This is a genomic window from Streptomyces sp. NBC_00659 (assembly GCF_036226925.1).
GTDB lineage: Bacteria > Actinomycetota > Actinomycetes > Streptomycetales > Streptomycetaceae > Streptomyces.
In genome coordinates this window covers 7,185,864-7,207,258 of record NZ_CP109031.1, presented here as the reverse complement: position 1 = coordinate 7,207,258, position 21,395 = coordinate 7,185,864, and the positions used below count along the sequence as shown (strand labels likewise).

General features: G+C 72.3%; 16 protein-coding genes. 6 read left to right on the top strand and 10 right to left on the bottom strand.

Annotated features, from left to right (window positions below):
- Positions 1-34: 34 nt before the first annotated feature.
- Together OG410_RS31450 and OG410_RS31445 are read right to left on the bottom strand one after the other, a co-directional pair.
- The gene (locus OG410_RS31450) at positions 35-427 is read right to left on the bottom strand and encodes a nuclear transport factor 2 family protein (RefSeq protein ID WP_329302182.1); all 393 of its coding nucleotides are present in this window, start codon (positions 425-427) and stop codon (positions 35-37) included.
- Positions 420-968 carry a DUF1697 domain-containing protein gene (locus OG410_RS31445; RefSeq protein WP_329302181.1) on the bottom strand — a complete coding sequence of 183 codons (549 nt, stop codon included), beginning with the start codon at positions 966-968 and terminating at the stop codon, positions 420-422. Before OG410_RS31445 ends, OG410_RS31450 begins: the two co-directional genes overlap by 8 nt.
- Before the next feature lie 299 nt (positions 969-1,267).
- Between OG410_RS31445 and OG410_RS31440 the strand changes: the two genes are divergently transcribed.
- A complete protein-coding gene (locus OG410_RS31440; protein WP_329302180.1) occupies positions 1,268-3,541 on the top strand; it encodes an MMPL family transporter in 2,274 nt (757 codons plus the stop codon).
- A 188-nt stretch (positions 3,542-3,729) separates the two neighbouring features.
- Positions 3,730-4,593, top strand: coding sequence for a phosphotransferase enzyme family protein (locus tag OG410_RS31435; protein WP_329302179.1), 864 nt, complete (start codon positions 3,730-3,732; stop codon positions 4,591-4,593).
- 92 nt (positions 4,594-4,685) lie between these two features.
- Here OG410_RS31435 and OG410_RS31430 read toward each other — a convergent pair whose 3' ends face one another.
- The 4 genes from OG410_RS31430 to OG410_RS31415 form a co-directional block, all read right to left on the bottom strand.
- Positions 4,686-5,408, bottom strand: coding sequence for a 3'-5' exonuclease (locus OG410_RS31430; protein ID WP_329302178.1), 723 nt, complete (start codon positions 5,406-5,408; stop codon positions 4,686-4,688).
- A gap of 106 nt (positions 5,409-5,514) precedes the next feature.
- The gene (locus OG410_RS31425; RefSeq protein ID WP_329302177.1) at positions 5,515-6,753 is read right to left on the bottom strand and encodes an SAV2148 family HEPN domain-containing protein; all 1,239 of its coding nucleotides are present in this window, start codon (positions 6,751-6,753) and stop codon (positions 5,515-5,517) included.
- Between the two features lie 119 nt (positions 6,754-6,872).
- Positions 6,873-8,189, bottom strand: a complete 1,317-nt coding sequence (locus OG410_RS31420) for a copper amine oxidase (RefSeq protein WP_329302176.1) — start codon at positions 8,187-8,189, stop codon at positions 6,873-6,875.
- 56 nt (positions 8,190-8,245) lie between these two features.
- Positions 8,246-9,064, bottom strand: a complete 819-nt coding sequence (locus OG410_RS31415) for a Tat pathway signal sequence domain protein (RefSeq protein ID WP_329302175.1) — start codon at positions 9,062-9,064, stop codon at positions 8,246-8,248.
- A gap of 178 nt (positions 9,065-9,242) precedes the next feature.
- On the opposite strand from OG410_RS31415, the gene glgX reads away from it, so the two are divergent.
- Together glgX and treY are read left to right on the top strand one after the other, a co-directional pair.
- Positions 9,243-11,351 (top strand): glycogen debranching protein GlgX, encoded by a 2,109-nt coding sequence (glgX, locus tag OG410_RS31410; RefSeq protein WP_329302174.1) that lies wholly within the window; start codon positions 9,243-9,245, stop codon positions 11,349-11,351.
- A 127-nt stretch (positions 11,352-11,478) separates the two neighbouring features.
- On the top strand, positions 11,479-13,929 hold the full coding sequence (treY, locus tag OG410_RS31405; RefSeq protein WP_329304304.1) for a malto-oligosyltrehalose synthase: 2,451 nt from the start codon (positions 11,479-11,481) through the stop codon (positions 13,927-13,929).
- On the opposite strand, the gene OG410_RS31400 is transcribed toward treY, so the two are convergent.
- Complete coding sequence (locus OG410_RS31400) at positions 13,889-15,061, bottom strand: cytochrome P450 (protein WP_329302173.1); 1,173 nt, start codon at positions 15,059-15,061, stop codon at positions 13,889-13,891. The genes treY and OG410_RS31400 overlap by 41 nt on opposite strands.
- Before the next feature lie 563 nt (positions 15,062-15,624).
- Here OG410_RS31400 and OG410_RS31395 point away from each other — a divergent pair.
- On the top strand, positions 15,625-16,875 hold the full coding sequence (locus tag OG410_RS31395; RefSeq protein WP_329302172.1) for a M14 family zinc carboxypeptidase: 1,251 nt from the start codon (positions 15,625-15,627) through the stop codon (positions 16,873-16,875).
- Position 16,876: 1 nt separating this feature from the next.
- Here the strand turns inward: OG410_RS31395 and OG410_RS31390 are convergent, their stop codons facing one another.
- The 3 genes from OG410_RS31390 to OG410_RS31380 all read right to left on the bottom strand — a co-directional run bounded on the left by OG410_RS31390 (position 16,877) and on the right by OG410_RS31380 (position 19,401).
- Positions 16,877-17,296: an SSI family serine proteinase inhibitor gene (locus OG410_RS31390; RefSeq protein WP_329302171.1), complete on the bottom strand. Its 420-nt coding sequence runs from the start codon at positions 17,294-17,296 to the stop codon at positions 16,877-16,879.
- On the bottom strand, positions 17,293-18,618 hold the full coding sequence (locus tag OG410_RS31385; protein WP_329302170.1) for a M14 family zinc carboxypeptidase: 1,326 nt from the start codon (positions 18,616-18,618) through the stop codon (positions 17,293-17,295). Before OG410_RS31385 ends, OG410_RS31390 begins: the two co-directional genes overlap by 4 nt.
- 219 nt (positions 18,619-18,837) lie before the next feature.
- On the bottom strand, positions 18,838-19,401 hold the full coding sequence (locus OG410_RS31380) for a DUF1707 and FHA domain-containing protein (protein WP_329302169.1): 564 nt from the start codon (positions 19,399-19,401) through the stop codon (positions 18,838-18,840).
- A gap of 193 nt (positions 19,402-19,594) precedes the next feature.
- On the opposite strand from OG410_RS31380, the gene treZ reads away from it, so the two are divergent.
- Entirely contained in the window at positions 19,595-21,340 is a 1,746-nt protein-coding gene (gene treZ, locus OG410_RS31375; RefSeq protein ID WP_329302168.1) for a malto-oligosyltrehalose trehalohydrolase, read from the top strand.
- Positions 21,341-21,395: the final 55 nt, after the last annotated feature.

Below are 21,395 nucleotides of genomic sequence, written 5' to 3'. Positions count from 1 at the left end.
CAATCCCGCACGGAAATCTTGGGCCAATTCTCGCCTACGCCTCCTCGGCGGACACGTCATCCTCGGCGGGATCGTACGGAGTGCCCTGGTGGAAGTAGAGGAGCCATTCGTTCCCGGACAACCGCCACAGCGAACTCCGGTGCGCGCGGCGGCCGTTGTTGTCGGTGTCGAAGGTCAGGTGGACCAGGTCGGGGGCGAGCTGCACCCCTTTCATGCGCGAGGTCGTGATGCGGCCGCCGTCCTCCATCCCGGCGGCCAGCGACGCGACGGTCGAGGCGCGGTCCCAGATACGGCCGGACGCGCCGAACTCGTGGAAGCCGGGGTGCAGCAGCGCGGCGACGAGGTCGGCCGAGCGGCGGACCGTCGGGTCGAGCAGGCGCAGTTCGCTCTCGATGGCGGCCTCGACGGCGGCATTGTGCTCAAGCACCGGTCAGCTCCTCCAGTTTGACGACCGTGTTCCAGTTCCGGGTGGTGACGAGGACGCCCTTGAGCAGTCTGGGCTTCGCCAGGGCCTCGGCGAGCTTGGAGCGGCCGAGGCCGTCGGGTGCGTAGAGGTAGAGGACGCGGTCGCCGAGGCGGAACTCCTCGGGGAGGAAGGCCGCGGGCTCGACGGAGACGAAGCGCTCGGTGTCGACGGGCCCCGAGAAGTAGGTGACGTGCAGTTGCCTGCCCTCCAGCTCGGCGGCCGGGAACGGGCAGGCCTCCCTGACGGCCCGCAGGTACGCGTGATCGCGGACGAGTACGCCGACGCCGAAGCCGAAGTGCTTCTCGATGGCGCCCGAGAGCTCCTCGGCGAGGGACTCCTCGTCCCCGCCGTCGCTGCTGAACACCGCGTTTCCGCTCTGGAGATAGGTGCGGACGTCGCCGTACCCGAGTCCTTCCATCAGGGTGCGCAGCTCGGCCATCGGCACCTTTTTCGCGCCGCCCACGTTGATGCCGCGCAACAGCGCCGCGTACGTCGTCGTCATCCGAACACCATAGGCCGGGTGCCCGCGCCCCCGAGGGTGGGCACGACGGCCGTACCCATGGGGCCGCCCGCCGGGCTTCCGGCAACAGGGCCGATCCCTGAGCGGCACCCCCGAGAAGTGCCGTTAGGTGTAAGGGGCTTCCGTCCTCCCCAGTGCGGAGAGCCTGGGGTCCGCGGGGAGGAGCGGGGGGTCCGGCGGTTCACCGGACAGTACGAGGAGACACCTCTTTCGGGCCCCTACCGTCAATACGAAAGGTGACGGCAGGGGGCTGTCACCGTGCGCAAGGGGGCAGGCCCGTCATGGGGAACGCAGACACACGGGTGCGCGGCATCGCCGCGCGAGCAGGCGGCTGGAGCGCCCGCCACCGATGGGCGGCCGTCGGAATCTGGGTGCTGTTCGTCGTCCTGGCGATGGGCCTCGGCTCCGCGGCGGGCCGCGTCGACGTCAAGGAGAGCGACCAGCTCAAGGGCGAGACGCACACCGCGGCCAAGATCATCGAGGACGCCGGCATCAAGGAGCCGGCCAGTGAGACGGTCCTGATCCAGGCGAAGGACGCGGGCACGAAGGCCACGGACGCCGAGTTCAGGAGCGCGGTCGCCGCGGTCGTCGAGGCGGTCGGCGCCACCGGCAAGGTCACCGACGTGACATCGCCGTACGACACCAAGACGATCTCGAAGGACGGGCGCAGCGCGCTCGTCCAGTTCGACATGCGCGGCGACTCGGAGACGGCGGGCGATCGCGTCGAGCCCGTACTGAACGCCGTCAAGGGCGTGCAGAAGGACCACGCCGGGCTGCGGATCGAGGAGATCGGCGGCGCGAGCATGATGAAGCAGTACGACGACGCGTTCGGCGACGACTTCCAGAAGGCCGAACTCTCCGCCGTCCCCGTGGCGCTGGGCATCCTGCTGATCGCGTTCGGCGCGCTGGTGGCGGCACTGCTGCCGGTGGCGCTCGCGGTCACCGCGATCATGGCGACGATGGGTCTGATGGGCATCGTCAGCCATCTGATGCCGATGAGCGACACGGCCAACTCCGTGATGCTGCTGGTGGGTCTGGCCGTCGGCGTCGACTACTGCCTGTTCTATCTGCGGCGTGAGCGCGAGGAGCGCGAGGCCGGACGTGACGCCGGTACGGCCCTGCGGATCGCCGCCGCGACCAGTGGCCGCGCCATCATCGTCTCCGGAGTCACCGTGTGCGTGGCGATGGCGGGCATGCTGTTCACCGGGCTCGCCGAGTTCGAGGCGATGGGCCTGGCCTCCCTGATGGTCGTCGCCGTCGCCATGGTCGGCTCGGTCACCGTGCTGCCCGCTCTGCTCTCCCTGCTCGGCGACCGCGTCGAGAAGGGCCGCCTTCCCTTCCTGCGCCGGGCCGAGCGGCGCGGCGCGAACGGCGGCCGCAGCAACCGCCGTCCGGCCGAAGAGGGCAGCCGGTTCTGGAGCGCCGTCCTGCGCGTCGTGCTCGCCAGGCCCGCGATCTCCCTGGTCGTCGCGACGGGCGCGCTGCTCGCCGTCGCCGCTCCGGCGCTCGGCATGAAGACCCAACAGCTCACCCTGGACAAGGAGTTCGGCAACTCGCTGGCGATCGTCGGCACCTACAACCGGGTCAACGAGGCCTTCCCCGGCGGCTCCGAGCCGGCCGAGGTGGTCGTCAAGGCGCGGGACATCAACGCGGCCGACGTGAAGGCGGCGCTCGCCGACTTCCGTGCGGCGGCGGTCAGTTCGGGTGCCTCGCGCGGTCCGGTCGACATCAAGGTGCACGCGGAGCACAACGTCGCCTTCGTCTACGTCCCGCTGGTCGGCGGCTCCGACCAGGACAAGGCGGAGAAGAGCCTGGAGCTGCTGCGTGACACGGTGCGCCCGCAGACACTCGGCAAGGTCGACGGGCTGGAGGCGCCCATCACCGGTCAGGTGGCGGGATCGCACGACTTCAACGACCAGCTCATCGGCTCGGTGACCCCGGTGTTCGCCTTCGTGGTCGTGTTCGCCTTCGTCCTGATGCTGCTCTCGTTCCGCTCGCTGACGATCGCGATCACCTCGATCGTGCTCAACCTCCTCTCGGTGGCGGCCGCCTACGGCATCCTGGTCGCCGTCTTCCAGCACGGCTGGGGTGCCTCCCTGGTGGGCGCGGAGGGCGTGGGCGCGATCGTCGCCTGGCTGCCGCTGTTCCTCTTCGTGATCCTCTTCGGGCTCTCGATGGACTACCACGTGTTCGTGGTCTCCCGGATCCGTGAGGCCCGGCTACGCGGCCGCAGCACCAAGGACGCGATCCGGCACGGGGTGGTCACCACGGCCGGTGTCGTCACCAGTGCCGCCGTCATCATGGTCGCCGTCTTCGCGATCTTCGGAACGCTGTCCATGCAGTCCATGAAGCAGATGGGTGTGGGCCTGGCGGCCGCGGTGCTCATCGACGCGACGATCATCCGGGGTGTCCTGCTCCCCGCGGTGATGGCGCTGCTCGGCGAGCGCAACTGGTACCTGCCGAAGTGGCTGAACCGGATGCCCGACCTCACCCACGACGAGGCCCCCGAGGCGGTCGCGCCGCCGGTGCTCCAGGGCGAGCGGGCCGGGGTCTAGGACCTGTCCCGGCCGGCCGGGAGAACCGCGTACCAAGGGCCTGTCGGTCTCCTCCTCCCGGAGGGGCCGGCAGGCCCTTCGCCCGGTCCGGCCTGGGTGAATGCGAGACTGACCGACGGACGGCGCGCACTCGGAGCCGTCGTACGCGAGGGCCGCGCGGGCGGCATGCGAGCACACGGAGGCGAGCGATGGACGAGGCACGGGCGCGGGACGTACTGGCCGCGGCGAAGGTGCTGCCGGGACCGGTGCGGGACGCGTCGCTCCTCGCCCTCGGCGAGAACGCGGTGTTCGGCGCCGGTGACCTGGTCGTCAAGGTGGGGCGCGACGCCGAACTCCACGACCGGGCCCGCCGGGAACTGGCCGTCGCCGCCTGGCTCGCCGAGTCGGGCGTCCCCGCGGTGCGGGCCGCCGAGCCGCAGGCGCTGCTGGTCGACGGACACCCCGTGACGGTGTGGCACCGGCTGCCCGACGCCGTCCGCCCCGCGGAACCGCGCGATCTGGCCGGGCTGCTGCGGGTGGTGCACGCGCTGCCCTCCCCCTCGTTCGCGCTGCCGCCCCGCGAGCTCCTCGGCGGCGTGGAGCGCTGGCTGCGTCTGGCGGGCGGCGCGATCGCCCCCGCGGACGCGGCCTATCTGCGGGAGCGGCGCGACGGCTTCGCCGCGGCGGCCGCCGCGCTCACCCCGCAGCTCCCGCCGGGCCCGATCCACGGCGACGCGCTGCCCCGCAACGTCCATGTCGGCCCGGAGGGGCCGGTCCTGGTCGACCTGGAGACCTTCGCCGCGGACCTGCGGGAGCACGACCTGGTGGTCATGGCCCTGTCCCGCGACCGCTACGGGCTTCCCGCCGAGGCATACGACTCCTTCACCGAGACGTACGGCTGGGACGTCCGGGCGTGGGAGGGCTGCTCGGTGCTCAGGGGTGCCCGTGAGACCGCGAGCTGCGCCTGGGTCGCCCAGCACGCGCCGACGAACCCGAAGGCGCTGGCCGAGTTCGAACGCCGGGTGGCGTCACTGCGGGACGGCGACGAGACGGTGCGCTGGTACCCGTTCTGACCTGCCACCGGGATACCCGCCCGGGGCCCCCGGATGCCGGGTGCCCGCCGGCCCAGGGCCGCACGAGGGGCGTGCCCCGGCCCCCCGTCGGGTCAGACGTGTTCGTCCGCCAGCTCCCGCAGCGGCCAGGTCCCGTCCACCACCGCGTCCGTCTCACCCTTGCGGCGCAGGAACGACTGGAAGTCCGCCGCCCACTCCGCGTACCACTCGATCTGGCGCCGGTGCAGCTCGACGGGACCGAGGGCCGCGACCTTGGGGTGGCGGCCGGCTATCGCGCAGGCGAGCCGGGCGGCGGCGAGGGCGTCGGCCGAGGCGTCGTGGGCGGAGTCCAGGACCACCCCGTACTCGGTGCAGACCGCCTCCAGGTTGCGCTTGCCCCGGCGGTAGCGGTCCACGGAGCGGTCGATCGTGTACGGGTCGATGACCGGAGCCGGGTCGATGCCGCCGAGCCGCTCGGCCAGCGACGGCAGTCCGTACCTCCGCAGCTCGGCGGAGAGCAGCGTGAGGTCGAAGGCCGCGTTGTACGCGACGACCGGGACGCCCGTGCGCCAGTAGGTGACGAGGACTCCGGCGATGGCGTCGGCGACCTCGTCCGCGGGGCGGCCCTCGGCGGTCGCGCGCTCGTTGGTGATCCCGTGCACGGCCACCGCGTCGACCGGGATCTCCACGCCCGGATCGGCCAGCCATTCGCGGCGGCCCAGCGGCTCTCCGCCCTTGACCTCTATCACGGCGCCCGTCACGATGCGCGACTCGCGCGGATCGGTCCCGGTCGTCTCCAGGTCGAAGCCGATCAGCAGCTCCCGGTGCCATCCCATGGGTGGCCCCCCTTCTTCGTGGTGCTTTCCCCCAGTGGTCTCCACGATCCCACGGGCCACTGACAATCCGGGGACCGCGTTCCATCAGGCCGGAACAAACGGCCTTTCAGGACACAGGGCGCGAATCGACCCAAGCCGCCTCGAACTCCTCGCGATAGGTGGGGAAGAGCCCCTCCTCGCCGATCTCGTCCGGTTTGAGCAGCCGGCTTCCGCCGCGCAGGACCAGGACCGGCGCCTCCATGCCCCGCGTCCGGCGCAGATAGGACTGCACGACCGCGATGCCGTCCGAGCCGTCCCCGTCGACGAGGTACGCGGTGAAGCGGGGCGTCTCGTCGTACACCTGGATCTCGAAGGCGTCCGGGTCGCGCAGCCGGGACCGCACCCGGCGCATGTGCAGGATGTTCATCTCGACCGACCGGCTGAGCTCGCCGCGTCTGATGCCGAGTTCGCGTTCGCGCCGCTTGACCGCGCTGGACGCGGGGTTCAGGAACAGCAGCCGTGTCCGGCAGCCGGACTCGGCGAGGCGGACCAGCCGGCGCCCGGAGAAGTTCTGCACCAGCAGGTTCAGGCCGATGCCGATCGCGTCGAGCCGGCGGGATCCGCCGAAGAGGTCCTCGGCGGGGAACTGGCGCAGCAGCCGCACGCGGTCGGAGTGCACCCCGACGACGTCCGCGTAGCGGTCGCCCACGAGTTCCTCGACGGCGTCGACGGGCAGCCGGCGCGCGGAGGGCACGTCGCTCCCGGCGCCCAGGATCTCCAGCAGCTTCGCCGCCGCCCGCTCGGCCTGGTTCAGGACGGCCTCGGACAGCGCCCGGTTGCGCGAGACGACGTTCCGGGTCACTTCCAGCTCGTCCAGGGCGAGTTCGACGTCCCTGCGCTCGTCGAAGTACGGCTCGAAGCACGGCCAGTGCTGCACCATCAGTTCACGCAACTGGGGCAACGTGAGGAAACTCAGCACGTTGTCGTCCGCCGGGTCGAGCAAGTAGCCCTTGCGGCGGCTGACTTCGCGTACGGCGACGGCGCGCTGCACCCATTCCTGGCCGGCCGGGCCGGCGGCGGCGACCACCCAGTCGTCGCCGTGGACGGGTTCGTAGACGGGCCGGAGAACAGCGGCCACGACCGCGCGCAGCCGCTGTTCGACCAGGTTCAGCCAGATGTAGGCGCGCCCGGCTCGCTGGGCGCGCGTACGCACCTCGCTCCAGGCGTCGGCGCCCCAGTCCAGTTCCGGTCCAATGGATCCCATTTCCATCGGCCGTGCCAGGGACACCGCGCCGGGTGGGACATCTGTGGAGTTCCCCTCGTGACCCTCGTCACCAGGAGGCAGCTCCAGCCCTCCCGAGCCCACCCGCGCACCGCCTTCCGCTCCCCCGAGCACTCCCCAGGGGCCAGGCCCCAATCAACGATCAAGGAAGGGTACTCCGGGAGCGGCGAGCGGTGCAGCCCGATGCACATGTCGTTTCCCAACTACCTTGGTTCGACATGCCCGTTCTGGTTCGCGAGCTCCGGAGGAGTGAGCGGATTCATAGCGGTCACGTCACGCGGGGCGATGGAGAATCCCTGCCAGTGGACCGGCATCGGCTGCTGGTCCTCGTCCCGGGCGACGTGGTGGAAACCCACGTTGACCCAGGCCACGGGGTGGGTGAGCGTCTGCCCGTCGACCCACTTGTCGACGGACTTTCCGTGCCCGGCACCGCAGTTGCGCAGGTTGTCGCTCGCGAACTGCTCACACTTGTTGTACTCGGTGAAGTAGATGTCGTGCTTGGTGAAGGCACGGCCGAGGTACTTGGTGGTCGCGCCCGGGACGAACTCGTACGAGCGTGCGTGATTGTCCTTGTTCTTGCCGGAGTTGCTGACGATCCGCCACCAGCGCATGTTCTTGGCGTCGCCGGCGAGTTCCTTGCCGACCTTGGTGACGGTGGTCTTGTTGCTGGGGGCCTCCTGGCCCTGCGCGGGCGGGCTGACCACCGAGTCGTACTGCTCGACCTTCGCCTTGGACGAGCCGTCCAGGCCGAAGTTGAGCCGCCAGAAGACGTTGTGGCTGTGGCTCGTGGCGTAGTCCTTGGCGCCCTTGCCCAGCGGCCAGCCGCGGCCGTCGCCCGCGTCGTAGTCGAAGGGCGAGAGGCTGCCGGTGGCGCCGACGTTCATGTTCAGGGTGCCGTCGTCCTGGAAGCGCCACTCGGTGATGTACTCGTACCAGCCGACCTTGTTGACGGTGTAGACGAGCAGGTCCTTGCCCTGCTTCTGGAAGACCTTGTTCCCGGTCTCGGACTCCATCCGGTAGGCGTGACCGCGTGAACGGGTCGTGGTGCACAGGCCCTTGACGTTCGCGTGCTGCGGGTCCCAGGCGTCGGGGACCTTGACCGTCTTGATGGCGCCGCCGGGGCACTCGGCGGGGACCATGTCGACCAGACCCTGGCCGAAGCCCGCGCCGGTCAGGTCGCTGTACTCGACCGAGCCGTCGTCGTAGGGCACGTCGATCTGGGCGAGCTTGGCCGTGCTCAGGACCTTGATCGGCTGGGCCTCGCCGGGGGGCTGGTAGGAGATGTTCTCCAGGACGAGCCCGGCCTCGCTCTCGTAGTGCCAGCACATCCGCCAGGTGGTGCCGGTGGCGAGCTTCTGCTCGATCCGGTAGGCGGCGCTGCAGTCGGCGGCCGGGGCGGGAGCGGACCTGGGCTGGGCGACGGCCGGTCCCGCGGCCGTCGTCGCGCCGGCGGCCAGGGCGAGCGCCGAGACGCCCACGGCGGCCCGGCTGCGGGCACGGCTGTTTCTGTTGACGCGCATGAAGAAATGACTCCTTGCGGAAAGCGGTGAAGGTGGGAAGGAAAGAAGGGCGGCGCTCAGCCGAGCTTGCCGACCTTGCGGGCGCTCAGGTCGATCACCAGGTCACGGCTGTCGATCCAGGGCCCGTTCTTGACCTTCGGGAAGAGCCGCACGCACCGGTGCTCGCCACAGGCGCCGAGGGCGGCGGGGGCGCCGGAGGTCGCGCGGTAGACCATGCTGTTGAGCATCAGCTGGTCGGGCGAGGTGAGTTCCTTGCCGGTCGCGTCCTTGAAGTCGGCCTTCAGGCCGGCGCCGAGCGGATCGGCGATCAGCAGCTGGGCGGCCTCGGTCATCTCGTCACGGCTGATCGGCGGCTGCACGCCGTGCTGGACGCCCGTCCGGTCGACCTTCCCGGTGTCGAGGTCGACGGTCTTGGTGACGAGCGTGTCGTCCTTGTAGTCGTAGAACGTGATGTCGGCGCGGCGCGGCGCGTTCGGGTTGTCCAGATCGGCCGTGTCGGGTTCGGCGAGATCGACTCCGATGCGCTGTGGTCCGCGCGCGCCCTCGACGTTCTCGCTGGAGTCGAAGAGCGCCCGGTTCACCGCGATCCGCTCGGCGCGCCGCATCTCGTCGTCGGTCAGCGGGTCACGGCCCTTGCCCTTTTCGCCCTCGGCCGGCGCCCGCTCGACGACGCCGGGCCGCACGGCTCCGCCCGCCGCGTCCTGCCCCGCCTGCTGCGCGGTCCCGCCGCTTGCGCCGCTCCCGCTCGTCCCGCCCGATTCGTCGGCCCCCGCCGACCCTGGAAGGGTGACTCCGATCATCACGGCCGTCCCGGCCACCGCGATGGCCGCACCCGCCACCACCTTGCCCAGATGGCGGTGCACTATCTTGCGCACATTTCCCCCTACTCCCCCTACTTCCCCAGGAGTCGTTTGAGTCCCACTGGTTCGGCATACGAGATATGCCTGGTCGCGGGGTAAGAGGGATGTAAGTCATGTGAGGTTCCATCACTTTCGGGGAGACTCGGCTCGGACTCGCCCCCAGGGGCACGGCACTACTGGAAGAGTCATATCCATGCAGGTCTGGCCTGGTGAGGCGTATCCACTCGGTGCCACGTACGACGGCGCCGGCACCAATTTCGCGGTCTTCTCGGAGGCCGCCGACCGTATTGAGCTGTGCCTTCTGCACGACGACGGCTCGGAGACGGCCGTGGAACTGCGGGAGACCGACGCGTTCGTGCGCCACGCGTACCTGCCCGGCGTCATGCCCGGACAGCGGTACGGCTTCCGGGTGCACGGGCGGTACGCGCCCGAGCGCGGGCAGCGCGCCAATTCCGCGAAACTGCTGCTCGACCCGTACGCGCGAGCGATCGCGGGCTCCGTCAGCTGGGGCGAGGAGGTGTACGGCTATCCGTTCGGTTCACCCGACAAGCGCAACGACCTCGACTCGGCTCCGCACACCATGTCGTCGGTCGTGGTCAACCCGTACTTCGACTGGGGCGACGACCGGCGCCCCCGAACGGAGTACCACCACACGGTGATCTACGAGGCCCATGTGAAGGGCCTCACGATGCTGCATCCGGAGCTCCCGGACGAGCTGCGCGGCACGTACGCGGCGCTCGCGCACCCGGCGATCATCGGACACCTGACGAAGCTGGGCGTCACGGCACTGGAGCTGATGCCCGTACACCAGTTCGTCAACGACCACCGGCTGGTCGACATGGGTCTCAACAACTACTGGGGCTACAACACGATCGGCTTCTTCGCCCCGCACAACGCCTACGCCTCCTGGGGCGACCGGGGACAGCAGGTCCTGGAGTTCAAGTCGGCCGTCCGGGCGCTGCACGAGGCCGGCATCGAGGTCATCCTCGACGTGGTCTACAACCACACGGCCGAGGGCAACCACCTGGGACCGACGCTGTCCTTCCGGGGCCTCGACAACGCCTCGTACTACCGTCTGGCGGACGACCCCCGCTACTACATGGACACCACGGGCACCGGCAACTCGCTCCTGATGCGCTCCCCGCACGTGCTCCAGCTCATCATGGACTCGCTGCGCTACTGGGTCACCGAGATGCACGTGGACGGCTTCCGCTTCGACCTCGCGGCCACGCTGGCGCGCCAGTTCCACGAGGTGGACCGGCTGTCGTCGTTCTTCGACCTCGTCCAGCAGGACCCGGTGGTCTCCCAGGTGAAACTGATCGCCGAGCCCTGGGACGTCGGCGAAGGCGGCTATCAGGTGGGTAATTTCCCGCCTCTGTGGACCGAGTGGAACGGCAAGTACCGCGACACCGTGCGGGACATGTGGCGCGGTGAGCCGCGCACACTGGCCGAGTTCGCGTCCCGGCTGACCGGCTCGTCCGACCTCTACCAGGACGACGGACGCCGTCCGCTCGCCTCCATCAACTTCGTGACCTGTCACGACGGCTTCACCCTGAACGACCTCGTGTCGTACAACAACAAGCAGAACCAGGCCAACGGCGAGGACAACCGGGACGGCGAGAGCCACAACCGCTCCTGGAACTGCGGTGCCGAGGGCGAGACGGACGACCCGGACGTGCTGGCGCTGCGGGCCCGGCAGCGGCGCAACTTCATCGCCACCCTGATGCTCTCCCAGGGTGTGCCGATGCTCAGCCACGGAGACGAGTTCGCGCGCTCCCAGGGCGGCAACAACAACGCGTACTGCCAGGACAGCGAGCTGGCCTGGGTGCCGTGGCCGGAGGACGGCTCCGAACTCCTGGACTTCACGCGCGCGATGGTGTGGCTGCGCCGGGACCATCCCGTCTTCCGGCGGCGGCGCTTCTTCCACGGGCGGCCCGTCCAGGGCACCCACGACGAGCTCTCCGACATCGCGTGGTTCACCCCGGAGGGCCAGGAGATGACCCAGCGCGACTGGGGTTCCGCCCAGGCCCGGGCGCTGTCCGTCTTCCTCAACGGCAACGCGATCTCCGAGCCGGGGGCCCGCGGGGAGCGCATCGCCGACGACTCCTTCCTGCTGATGTTCAACGCCTCTCCCAAGCCCCTGGAATTCGTCGTGCCGGTCGACCACGGCCGCCAGTGGCAGGTCGTCGTGGACACGTCCCTCCCGGAGGGAGTGGCCCCGGGTACGGGCGCGAAGGTCGCGGCCAGTGACCGGCTGACCCTGGTCGACCGGAGCATGACGGTGCTCCAGCGGCCCGCCTAGGACGGCCTCTTCCCCGCCCCGCGCGCGTGGGTCCATGCAGCGGACCCACGCGCGCGGGGCGGGGCCGTGCGTGCCCTTCCTCGGGCCGCGCTGACAGAAAAGCGGCCGGAGGGGTACGTAGATGCGCATGACCCCTGAGCGCCCCGAACCGGCGATCGCGGACTCGGTCGTCCCCGGCCCGGTCGTCCCCGTCGTGCCGACCGCCACCTACAGGCTCCAGCTCCAGCCGGAGTTCCCCTTCCGCCGCGCCGAGGCGGCCGTGCCCTATCTGGCCTCGCTCGGCGTCTCCCACCTGCATCTGTCCCCCGTCCTGGAGGCCGTCCCCGGCTCGACACACGGCTACGACGTGGTGGACCACACGCGCGTACGGGCCGAACTGGGCGGTGAGGAGGGGCTTCGTTCCCTGGCGCGCACCGCGCGGGAGCACGGCCTCGGCCTCGTCGTGGACATCGTGCCGAACCACATGGCGATGGCCCCGCGCCACAACCACGCCCTGTGGGAGGTGCTGCGCGAGGGCCCCGGGTCGCCGTACGCCCGCTGGTTCGACATCGACTGGGACGCCCAGGGCGGCCGGCTGCTGCTGCCGGTGCTCGGGGACCGCCTCGGCGCCGAGATCGGCGAGCTGAAGGTCGACGGCGACATACTGCGCTACTACGACCACGTGTTCCCGCTGCGCGAGGGCACCGCGCAGCTGCCGATGCCCCAGCTCCTGGACGCCCAGTGGTACCGCCCCGCGTGGTGGCGGCTGGCCCGCACCGAACTCAACTACCGGCGCTTCTTCAGCATCTCGGAGCTCATCGGGGTGCGCGTCGAGGACCCGGAGGTGTTCGCGGCGACCCACGTGAAGATCCTTCAGCTCGTCGCCGACGGCGTGATCGACGGACTGCGCGTGGACCACCCGGACGGACTGGCGGACCCGGACGCCTATCTGCGCCGGCTGCACGAGGCGACCGGCGGCCGCTGGACGGTGGTCGAGAAGATCCTCGCGGACGGTGAGCCGCTCCCACCCGCGTGGCCCGTGGCGGGCACCACCGGCTACGACGCGCTGCGGTACGTCGACGGCCTCTTCACGGACGAGGCGGGCGCGAGCCGGATGCTCGGCCGCTACCGGCGGTTCGCGGGCCCGCAGGCCGACCGGGGCGGCCACTGGGACAGCACGGTGCGCCGGGCGGCGTACAAGGTGATCACGTACGAACTGGCCACGGAGGTCGAGCGCCTCACCCGCGAGGTGAGCGCGCTGTGCGCCGCCGCCCCCGACCCCGCCGCCCGCGACCACGCGCCCTGGGCCCTGGGCACCGCGCTGCGGGAACTCCTGGTCCGGCTGGAGGTGTACCGGCCCTACCCGTCCACGGACGCGTCCCTGGTGGTCACCGAGCAGGCCGCCGCCGAGGCCAGGTCGGCGTTCCGGGTGCCCGAGGAGGCGCATGCCGTGGATGTCGTACGGGCCCTGCTGCTCGGCCGGGACGGCGACGGGCCCGGGGAGGCCGCCTTCCGGGCCCGGTTCGCGCAGACGTCGTCGGCGCTGCGCGCCAAGTCGGTGGAGGACACGGCGTTCTACCGCTATGTGCCGCTGCTGTCGGCGAACGAGGTGGGCGGCGATCCGGGCCGGCCCGCGGTGTCCCCGGACGAATTCCACGCCTACTGCACGCGCGTGCAGCGCGACTGGCCCGCCACCGGAACCGTCCTGTCGACCCACGACACGAAACGCAGCGCGGACGTGCGCGCCGCCGTCTCGGTCCTCACCCAGTGCCCGGAAGCCTGGTCCGAGGTCCTGGCGGAAGCGGCCGACGAGGGGGCGGGAACCCCCGACCCGCAGGTGGCGTGGGCCGCGTGGCAGACGGTGTTCGGGCTAGGCCCGGCCACCGCCGAGGAGGGGGCCGAGGTCCACACGGAGCGCGTCCGGGACGCCCTGCTGAAGCACGTCAGGGAGGCCGGCACGCGCACCGCCTGGACCGAACGCGACCCCGCCTACGAGGACGCGGTGGCGGCGTTCGTCACCGACGGGCCGTGCGGGCCCCCTGGACGGCACGTGGCCGCCCTGCGGGCCTCGCTGGGCCCGCATGTGCGGGCGAACGTCCTGGGGGCCGCCCTGGTCCATCTCACGATGCCCGGGGTGCCGGACGTGTACCAGGGCACCGAGGACGAGTACCGGGCGCTGGTGGACCCGGACAACCGGGAGGCGTTCGCGCCGCGCGACCCGGCCGCGGAGAAGCCCGCGCTCACGGCCGCCGCGCTGCGGCTGCGCGCCCGGCGGCCCGACGTCTTCGGCGACGCGGCGACGTACGCGCCGCTGTGGGCCGAGGGGCCGGCCGCCGACCACTGTGTGGCGTTCGTGCGGTCCGGAGAGGTGATCACGGCCGTCACCCGGCTGTCGCTGGGGCTCGCCGAGGCCGGCGGCTGGCGGGACACCGTGCTCGCACTCCCCGACGGACGGTGGGCCGATGTGCTCCCCTCCGGCTCCGCGGAGCGGGAGTTCACGGGGCACGCGCGCGTGGCGGACCTCTTCGGAGGGTCACCCGTCGTGCTGCTGGAACGCGTCAGCGCGGACACACCGGAAGGGTCCGGGGTGAACGGCTGACCAGACCCTCGGGACGCGGCCGGGGCCCGGATGCCCTGCGCAGGCCCGGCAGCACGGTCAGCAGGGCGAGCAGCCCGGCTTCCGCCGTGAGCCGGGCCAGCGGGGCGCCGAGACAGTGCCGCGGTCCCGAGCCGTACGCGAGGTCGCCCGGCTCGGCACGGAAGATGTCGTAGCGGTCCGGGTCGGCGAACCGGGCCGGGTCGCGGCCCGCGGCGCCGAGCAGACACGCCACGGTGGCGCCCTCGGGTATCGGGCCGATGGGTTCGAGCGCCCGGCGGGACACGATCTGAAGCGGCGGGTCGCGGCGCAGCGACTCGGCCCAGGCGGCGCCCGCAAGCCCGGGGCGGGCGCGGATCAGGTCGAGTTGGCCCGGATGGTCGAGGAGGTTGGCGAGGAACGACGCGAGGGCGCGCGCGGTCGTCTCGCCGGCCGCGCCCAGCACGGTCCCGGCGAGTTCGGTCACGGTCCCGTCCGGCAGCGGCCGTCCGTCGAGGCGGGCCGTGCACAGCGCGGACAGCAGATCGTCACCGGGGTGGGCGCGGCGGCGGGCCAAGTGGGGGCGCAGGTAGGCATCGAGTCCGGGGCGGTGACCTCCGAGGTGGTCGAGTCCCGTTCGGCACCACGCGTGTACGCGCAGGGTGTCCTCGTACGGCAGTCCGAGCGCGGTGACGGCCGCGGCGGCGGGCAGCCACCGGCAGAACTCGGCTACCAGATCGGCCTCCTGACGGAACGCCAGGCGACTCGCGAGGACGTGGGCGGTGCGCTCGACGCCCGCCCGGAGAGCGGCCGACACCTGGTTCCTCAGCGCCGCGGAAGCGATGGCCCGGTACGCGTCGTGCGTGCGGCGCTCCCCGTGGGCCGGTACCGGGCCGGGTGACGGCGCGACGAACCGCGGGTCCGCGAGCGCGGCGCGCACGTCGGCGTGCCTGCTGATCAGCCAGGCGCCGAACGGCTCGTCGCGGACCAGGGGGAAGTTTGCGCGCAGGGTGCGGTAGAGCGGGTGGGGATCACGCTCGGTTCCCGGATCGAGCAGGCTCGCCGGTCCGCCCACGCGCGCGGACGACTCGCGCGGCGGCGTGTACGGCCCGCACGGCTCGTCCGGCGAGCGCGTGGACGGGGCGAACGGGACCACCGACGCGTGAGCCGGCGCCGGGGCCTCGACCGGCGGGAAGGTCCCGGCGTCCGACGACGGGAAGGGCTCGGCGCCGAACGGCGGGAACGGTTCCGCGCCGGGCGGTGGAGGTGACGGGATCGGGGCCGGTGGGATCGTGGGAGTCGCCGGCGGGGCGCCTTCGCCGGGAAGGCCGTGTGGACACAGCACCGCGGGCCACCACCTCGGGTCTGCGCGCCGGACCGACCGCGCGCGATTGGTCCGAGTCGACCACCGCCCGCCCCGGACCGCAGTTCCCGTCACCCGGACGAGTGAATCGTGTACGTCGTCCCGGCTCGCCCGCCCGTGGCGCGCGCGTACGCCGGCCATCTCCTCCCGAGCACCCGTTCCGGGGATCCCGACCGGTACGCCGCAGGCCTGCGGGACGCCGTCCGCGCCGGCCGGGACGGGCCGCGCACCTTCCACCGCCCGTTGCCGACGGAAAATGCCACCTGGGCTCCCTCGCGGCCGCGCCGACGCGTCCTTGACAGTTCCCCGAGACCGTGGAGTACTGCCAAAAGCGACGCAGGGCGGACAAGTCGGGGGTGAGTCATCTGCCGGAGTTGCGCTACCCCAGTGTGACCGAAATCGTGTCGTCCGCCTGGGCGCTGGCGGCCCGCCGGCCCGACCTGTGCGTCCTCAGACAAGTGGGCGCCTCCCGCGCGGGCAGACCCCTCCACCTGCTGTCCGTCGGTCATGCCCGGCACGCGGTGCTCGTCGTGGCGGGGGCCCACGCCAACGAACCGACCGGCGGTTCGACGCTGCTGTCCCTGGCCGAACGTGTGCTGTACCGGCGGGAGTTGCGCAGGGACACCTCCTGGCACTTTCTGCTGTGCGCGGACCCCGACGGGGCGAGCCTTCATGTGACACCCGCGCCCCGGACGCTCCTCGACTACCACCTGGGCTTCTTCCGCCCGGCCGGACCCGAGCAGCCGGAGTGGTCGCCCTCCGTCCTGCCGCCCGACCGGCTGCCGCCGGAGACGCGGGCGCTGACCCGGGTCATCGACGAAGTGCGGCCCTATCTCCAGGTGACGCTGCACGGGACCGATCTGGGCGGCAGCTGGGTGCAGTTGACCAAGGACATCCCGGGCCTCGCGGAGCCGTTCGCCAAGTCGGCGGCGGAGCTGCGCATCCCGGTCGAGACGGCCGCCTCGGACGCCGCGGGCTGGCCCGCCTCGGGGCCCGGGGTGCATGTGATGCCGGCGCCGGGCTCGGACACGGCGTACCCGAGCATGCCGGACGACGCCCGGCACAGCACCTGGTACCACGCCCACCGGTACGGCGGTCTGACGGCCGTCGTGGAGGTGCCGATGTGGGCCAGCGACCTGGTGGACGATCCGGCGCCGCACCCCGCGCCCGCGGCGGCCATGCGACGCCTGGCCCAGCGGCTGGTGACGGACGCGGGTCAGGTGGAGGAGGTGCTCGGGCGGGCCCTGCCCCGGCTGCGGGGTCCCGACGGGCCGCTGCTGCGGGCCGCGAAGTGGGCGCTGGAACTGGTGCCGGGACTGGCGGCGGACTGGTCGCTGCCACCCCCCGTGGACACGACGATGGCGTACGTGGGCAGCGTGGACGCGTTCGGCCGGCGGATCCCGCTGCGGGCCGCGTCGATGCTGCTGCGCGTCCTCCAGGAGGCCGACGACCGCGAGGCGCCCCACCTCGAACAGCTGGTCGCCGGCTGGAGCGACGCCTTCGCCGAACGCTTCCGGGCCCGCTGGGTGCCGCTGGAGAACCAGGTCGAGCACCAGGCCCGTACGGTGATGGCGGCCGCCCGCCACGCACGCGACGGCGCCGCCTGACTCAGCCCGGCAGGTCGAACACCGCGCCCGTCTCGGCCCCCATCGCACAGGAGTTGGAGAACGCGTGCGTGTAGTCGACCCGGCGGCCGTCCCACACGCCATGAGCCGACGCCGTCACGGGCGCGTAGAGCATCGGGCACATGGCACCGGCGCGACTCGGGATGCGGCCGATGTCGCCCCCGGCGGCGGCGAGTTGCCGGCATGCCGTCGCGGCGTGGGCGTGGCCCTGGGGCGGATCGCAGAGCAGCAGGATGCCGCGGGCGTCGCCGGCGCGGGCGTCGCCGCGGGTGACGGCGAGGCGGAGCCAGTTGCCGGGCAGGCCCTGCCCGGGTGCCGCGTGGGCGGCGGGGGCCGCGCCCGCCAGGAGGAGCGCGAGCGGGACGAGCAGGCCGGCGCGGATCGCTCGAAGGGTTGTCGTCATTCCCGGTGCATCGGCACCGTGGCCTGCGCGGTCCAGCCGGAGTCACCCGAACGGGAACGCGTGCCGGTGTGACGTCCGGCGAGTTCGAACGCGGCCAGCACGACCCGGGCCTGGTACTCGACCTGGCGCGCGACCGGGATCCAGCGCGCTCCGCAGCCGTCGCGGTACTCGGCGCACCACGCGTCGATCAGCCGGTCGAGCTCGGGCAGCGCGCCGCGCGGGTCCTGCCCGGAGGCGGTGACGAGCTGGTGCAGCAGCCCGGCCGTGCGCAGCGCGACCCTGCGCCCGGCCAGGCGCAGGGCGGTGAGCCGGGCGGTGTCGAGCGAGGGCAGCGCGCGCCCGCCGGTGTCGCGCACGTCGGGGTCCCAGGAGTCGGCGAGTCCGGGTCCGACCAGTAAATAGTCGTCGACCGGCGCGAGCAGACGGGTCGCCTCCGGCGAGCTGCCGAGGCCGGGCCGCACCCGGGCCAGGATGTCCTCCAGGACCGCCGTGTCGTGCCGCAGGGTGTGGCTGACGGAGCGCAGCACCGCGTCGGGATCGGCGGGGCGGGCCCGGTCCTCGACGGCGCCGACGCCCCACATGGGTGCCTCGACGATCGCGGTGACCGTGCCGTGCGGCTGGGGGTGGAACCAGGTGGAGTCGACCGCGGCCTCCGTGATGGCGGCGGCCAGGTCTCCCCGGCGCGGCGGCGGGACGCGGTAGACGGCGGGGCCGAGCGCGGGCCAGTACAGGGTGTCGTAGGGGCCGAGTTCGCGCGGGATGCCGAGGCGGGCCGCGCTGTGCGCGACCCGCTGGGAGAGGCCGGGCAGATCGCGGGTCAGCTCGACGAAGGCGCCGCCGACGTCGACGCCGTGCAGGGAGCACTGGAGGAACGGACGCAGCTCGTCCTGGAGGCCGAGCAGGACGCGGGTCTCGGGCAGGGCGGCGGCGTCCGGGCCCTCGGGCAGCCATTCCGGCTGTTCGAGGAAGCCGGGCCGGAAGAAGTGCCGGAAGTAGTGGCCGAGTGTGTAAGGGCCCTGGAGCCAGGCCTCGTTGCGGCGGGAGCCGTCGGGGTCGAGGCAGAGCAGCAGGTTCCAGGTGGCGTCCGCGCCCTTGGTGAGGCGGGGGTCGGCGAGGGCCCGTTCGGCCAGCCGCAGGACGGTCGCGCCGCCGACGGGTTCGTTGGCGTGCGGTCCGGCGACGACGAGAACCTGGCGGCTGCCGTGTCCGACGGACAGGAGCAGCATCGGTGTGCCCGCCCGGGAGGTGCCCACGCGGCGCAGCCGGGCGTCGTCGGGGCGCCGGGCGACGAGGGCGGCGGCGCGGACGCCGATTTCGTCCACGGTCGGGTAGCGGCGGAGTGGCGGCAGAGCACACCTCCACTCGTACGGTGCCGTCGTTCACCTGATGTGCACGAAGTACACACAGTCAGTCACGAGTCCCGGGGATACGTCAACACCACGGGAGCGAAAGGATGTTGCGGGGCCGGCGGGTGAACCGGGGCCCGGGTCCGTTCTCCGGGTGCGCCAGGGCTCCTCGGCACTCCCGTGCGGCGCCGCGGTTCAGGCCGAGGCGAGGCGGAACAGCATGCGGCCGAAGCCGATCTGGTCGCCGGCCTTCACGACGGACGCGCCGATGACGCGCCGCCCGTTGACGGTCGTGCCGTTGGTCGAGCCGAGGTCGCGCAGCACCCAGACACCGTCCTGGCGGCGCAGTTCGGCGTGCACGCGGGACACCGTCTCGTGGTTGAGACGCAGTCCGCTGGCCGGGTCGCGGCCGATGCGCAGCGGGTAGGCGCCCCTCGGGTCGGGCAGCTGGAGCTTGGGCAGCCGCTCGGCCTGCCAGGCCCGGCGCAGCCGGACCGTGAAGCCGGACACGGCCTCCACGGTGCCGAACACCCGCTTCGACCAGCGCCGCGCGGCGGGCCCGTCGCCGGGCAGGTCGGCGGTGAGCACGGCGAGTTCCTCGGAGCGGCGGGCGGACAGCACCAGCTCCATACGGCGGATGAACGTGTCGTGCGAAAGACGGCCGAGCGCGACACCGTCACGGAGGGACTTGAGCGCCCGGTCGCGCTCCGCGTCGGACAGCCGCGCGGGGTACGTGTGGAACTCGAAGGACGACGTCACGCTCGTGATTGTCGGCCAGTAACGACAGGGTGTCCAGAAGACCCGGAACCGGCTGGTGGCACCGCGTGCGGCCGTTCGCGCGACCAAAGGGCGACGAACACGCGGCAAAAGGGTGGATCCGAAAGCGAATTGATCTCCCGTGGAGCACCATGGACGGGCTGAGTCACTGCGAGCCGACAAGGGGGAAGCGTCCATGCGATTCGAGGTGTGGGCACCACGGGCCGAGCGGATGACGCTCCATTGCGCCGGTGTCACGCGCGCGTTGGACCGTGATCCCGGGCGTGCCGGATGGTGGACGGGTGAGGCGGAGGCGGCGGAGGGGACCCGGTACGGGTTCGCGGTGGACGACGGGCCGGTCCTGCCCGATCCCCGCTCGCGCCGTCAGCCGGACGGTCCCGACGGACTGAGCGCCGTGGTCGACCAGGCGGGGTACGCGTGGCGCGCCGACTGGCCCGGGCGCCCGCTGCCCGGCGCGGTCCTCTACGAACTGCACGTGGGGACGTACACCCCCGAGGGCACCCTGGACGCGGCGGCGGACCGGCTCGGACACCTCGCGGAACTGGGCGTCACACACGTCGAGTTGATGCCGCTGTGCCCGTTCCCCGGCCGGCACGGCTGGGGGTACGAGGGTGTTTCCCTGTGGGCGGTGCACGAGCCGTACGGCGGTCCCGAGGCGCTGAAGCGCTTCGTCGACCGGGCGCACGAACTCGGCCTGGGAGTCGTCCTGGACGTCGTGCACAACCATCTCGGCCCGTCCGGCAACTACCTGCCCGCCTTCGGGCCCTACTTCACGGACACCCACCAGACGCCCTGGGGCTCCGCGGTGAACCTCGACGCGCCCGGCTCGGACGAGGTGCGCGCGTATCTCGTGGGCAGTGCGCTGGCCTGGCTGCGCGACTACCGGCTCGACGGGCTGCGTCTCGACGCGGTGCACGCACTGCGGGACACCCGGGCGGTGCACTTCCTGGAGGAGCTGTCGGCGGCCGTGGACACGCTCGCCGGCGACCTGGGCCGGCCGCTCTTCCTGATCGCCGAATCGGATCTCAACGACCCGCGGCTCATCACCTCCCGCGAGGAGGGCGGCCTCGGGCTGCACGCCCAGTGGAACGACGACTTCCATCACGCGCTGCACACCACGCTGACCGGCGAGGCGCAGGGCTACTACGCGGACTTCGCGCACCCCCCGCTCACCGCGCTGTGCAAGACGCTGACGTCGGGCTTCTTCCACAACGGCACCTATTCCAGCTTCCGCGGGCGCCGTCACGGCCGTCCCCTCGACCGTGCACGGGTCTCGGCGCAGCGGCTGCTCGGCTACACCCAGACCCACGACCAGATCGGCAACCGCGCCCAGGGGGACCGGCTGTCGACGGCCCTCTCCCCCGGGCTGCTGGCCTGCGCCGCCGCACTGACGCTCACCGCGGCGTTCACGCCGATGCTCTTCATGGGCGAGGAGTGGGGCGCCACGACCCCCTGGCAGTTCTTCACCGACCACACCGACCCCGAGCTCGCCGAGGCCGTGCGGCGGGGCAGGCGGAGGGAGTTCGCGGCGCACGGCTGGGCCGAGGAGGACGTGCCGGACCCGCAGGACCCGGCGACCCGGGACCGCTCGTGTCTCGACTGGTCGCAGCCCGAAAAGGCCCCGCACGCGCGCATGCTGGCCTGGTACCGCGACCTGATCGCCCTGCGCCGGAGCCAGGCCGACCTGTCGGACCCCGACCTCGCGGCGGTCAGGGTCGCCCACGATCCGGTGGCCCGCTGGGTCGCCGTCCGGCGCGGGGACGTCCGGATCGCCGTGAACCTCGGCAAGGACCCGGCGTCGATTCCCCTCGGTATCCGCCGAGCGCGCGTCCTCGCGGCCTGGGATCCTGTCGAGGCACCGGGCACGGACGGGGTGCTGATCGTGCCGGGCGAGTCGTGCGTGGTGCTGACCCAGGCGTGAGGCCGTTTCGGACGGGCGCCCTGCGCCGTTTCGCGCGGGCGCCCTACGGCGTCCG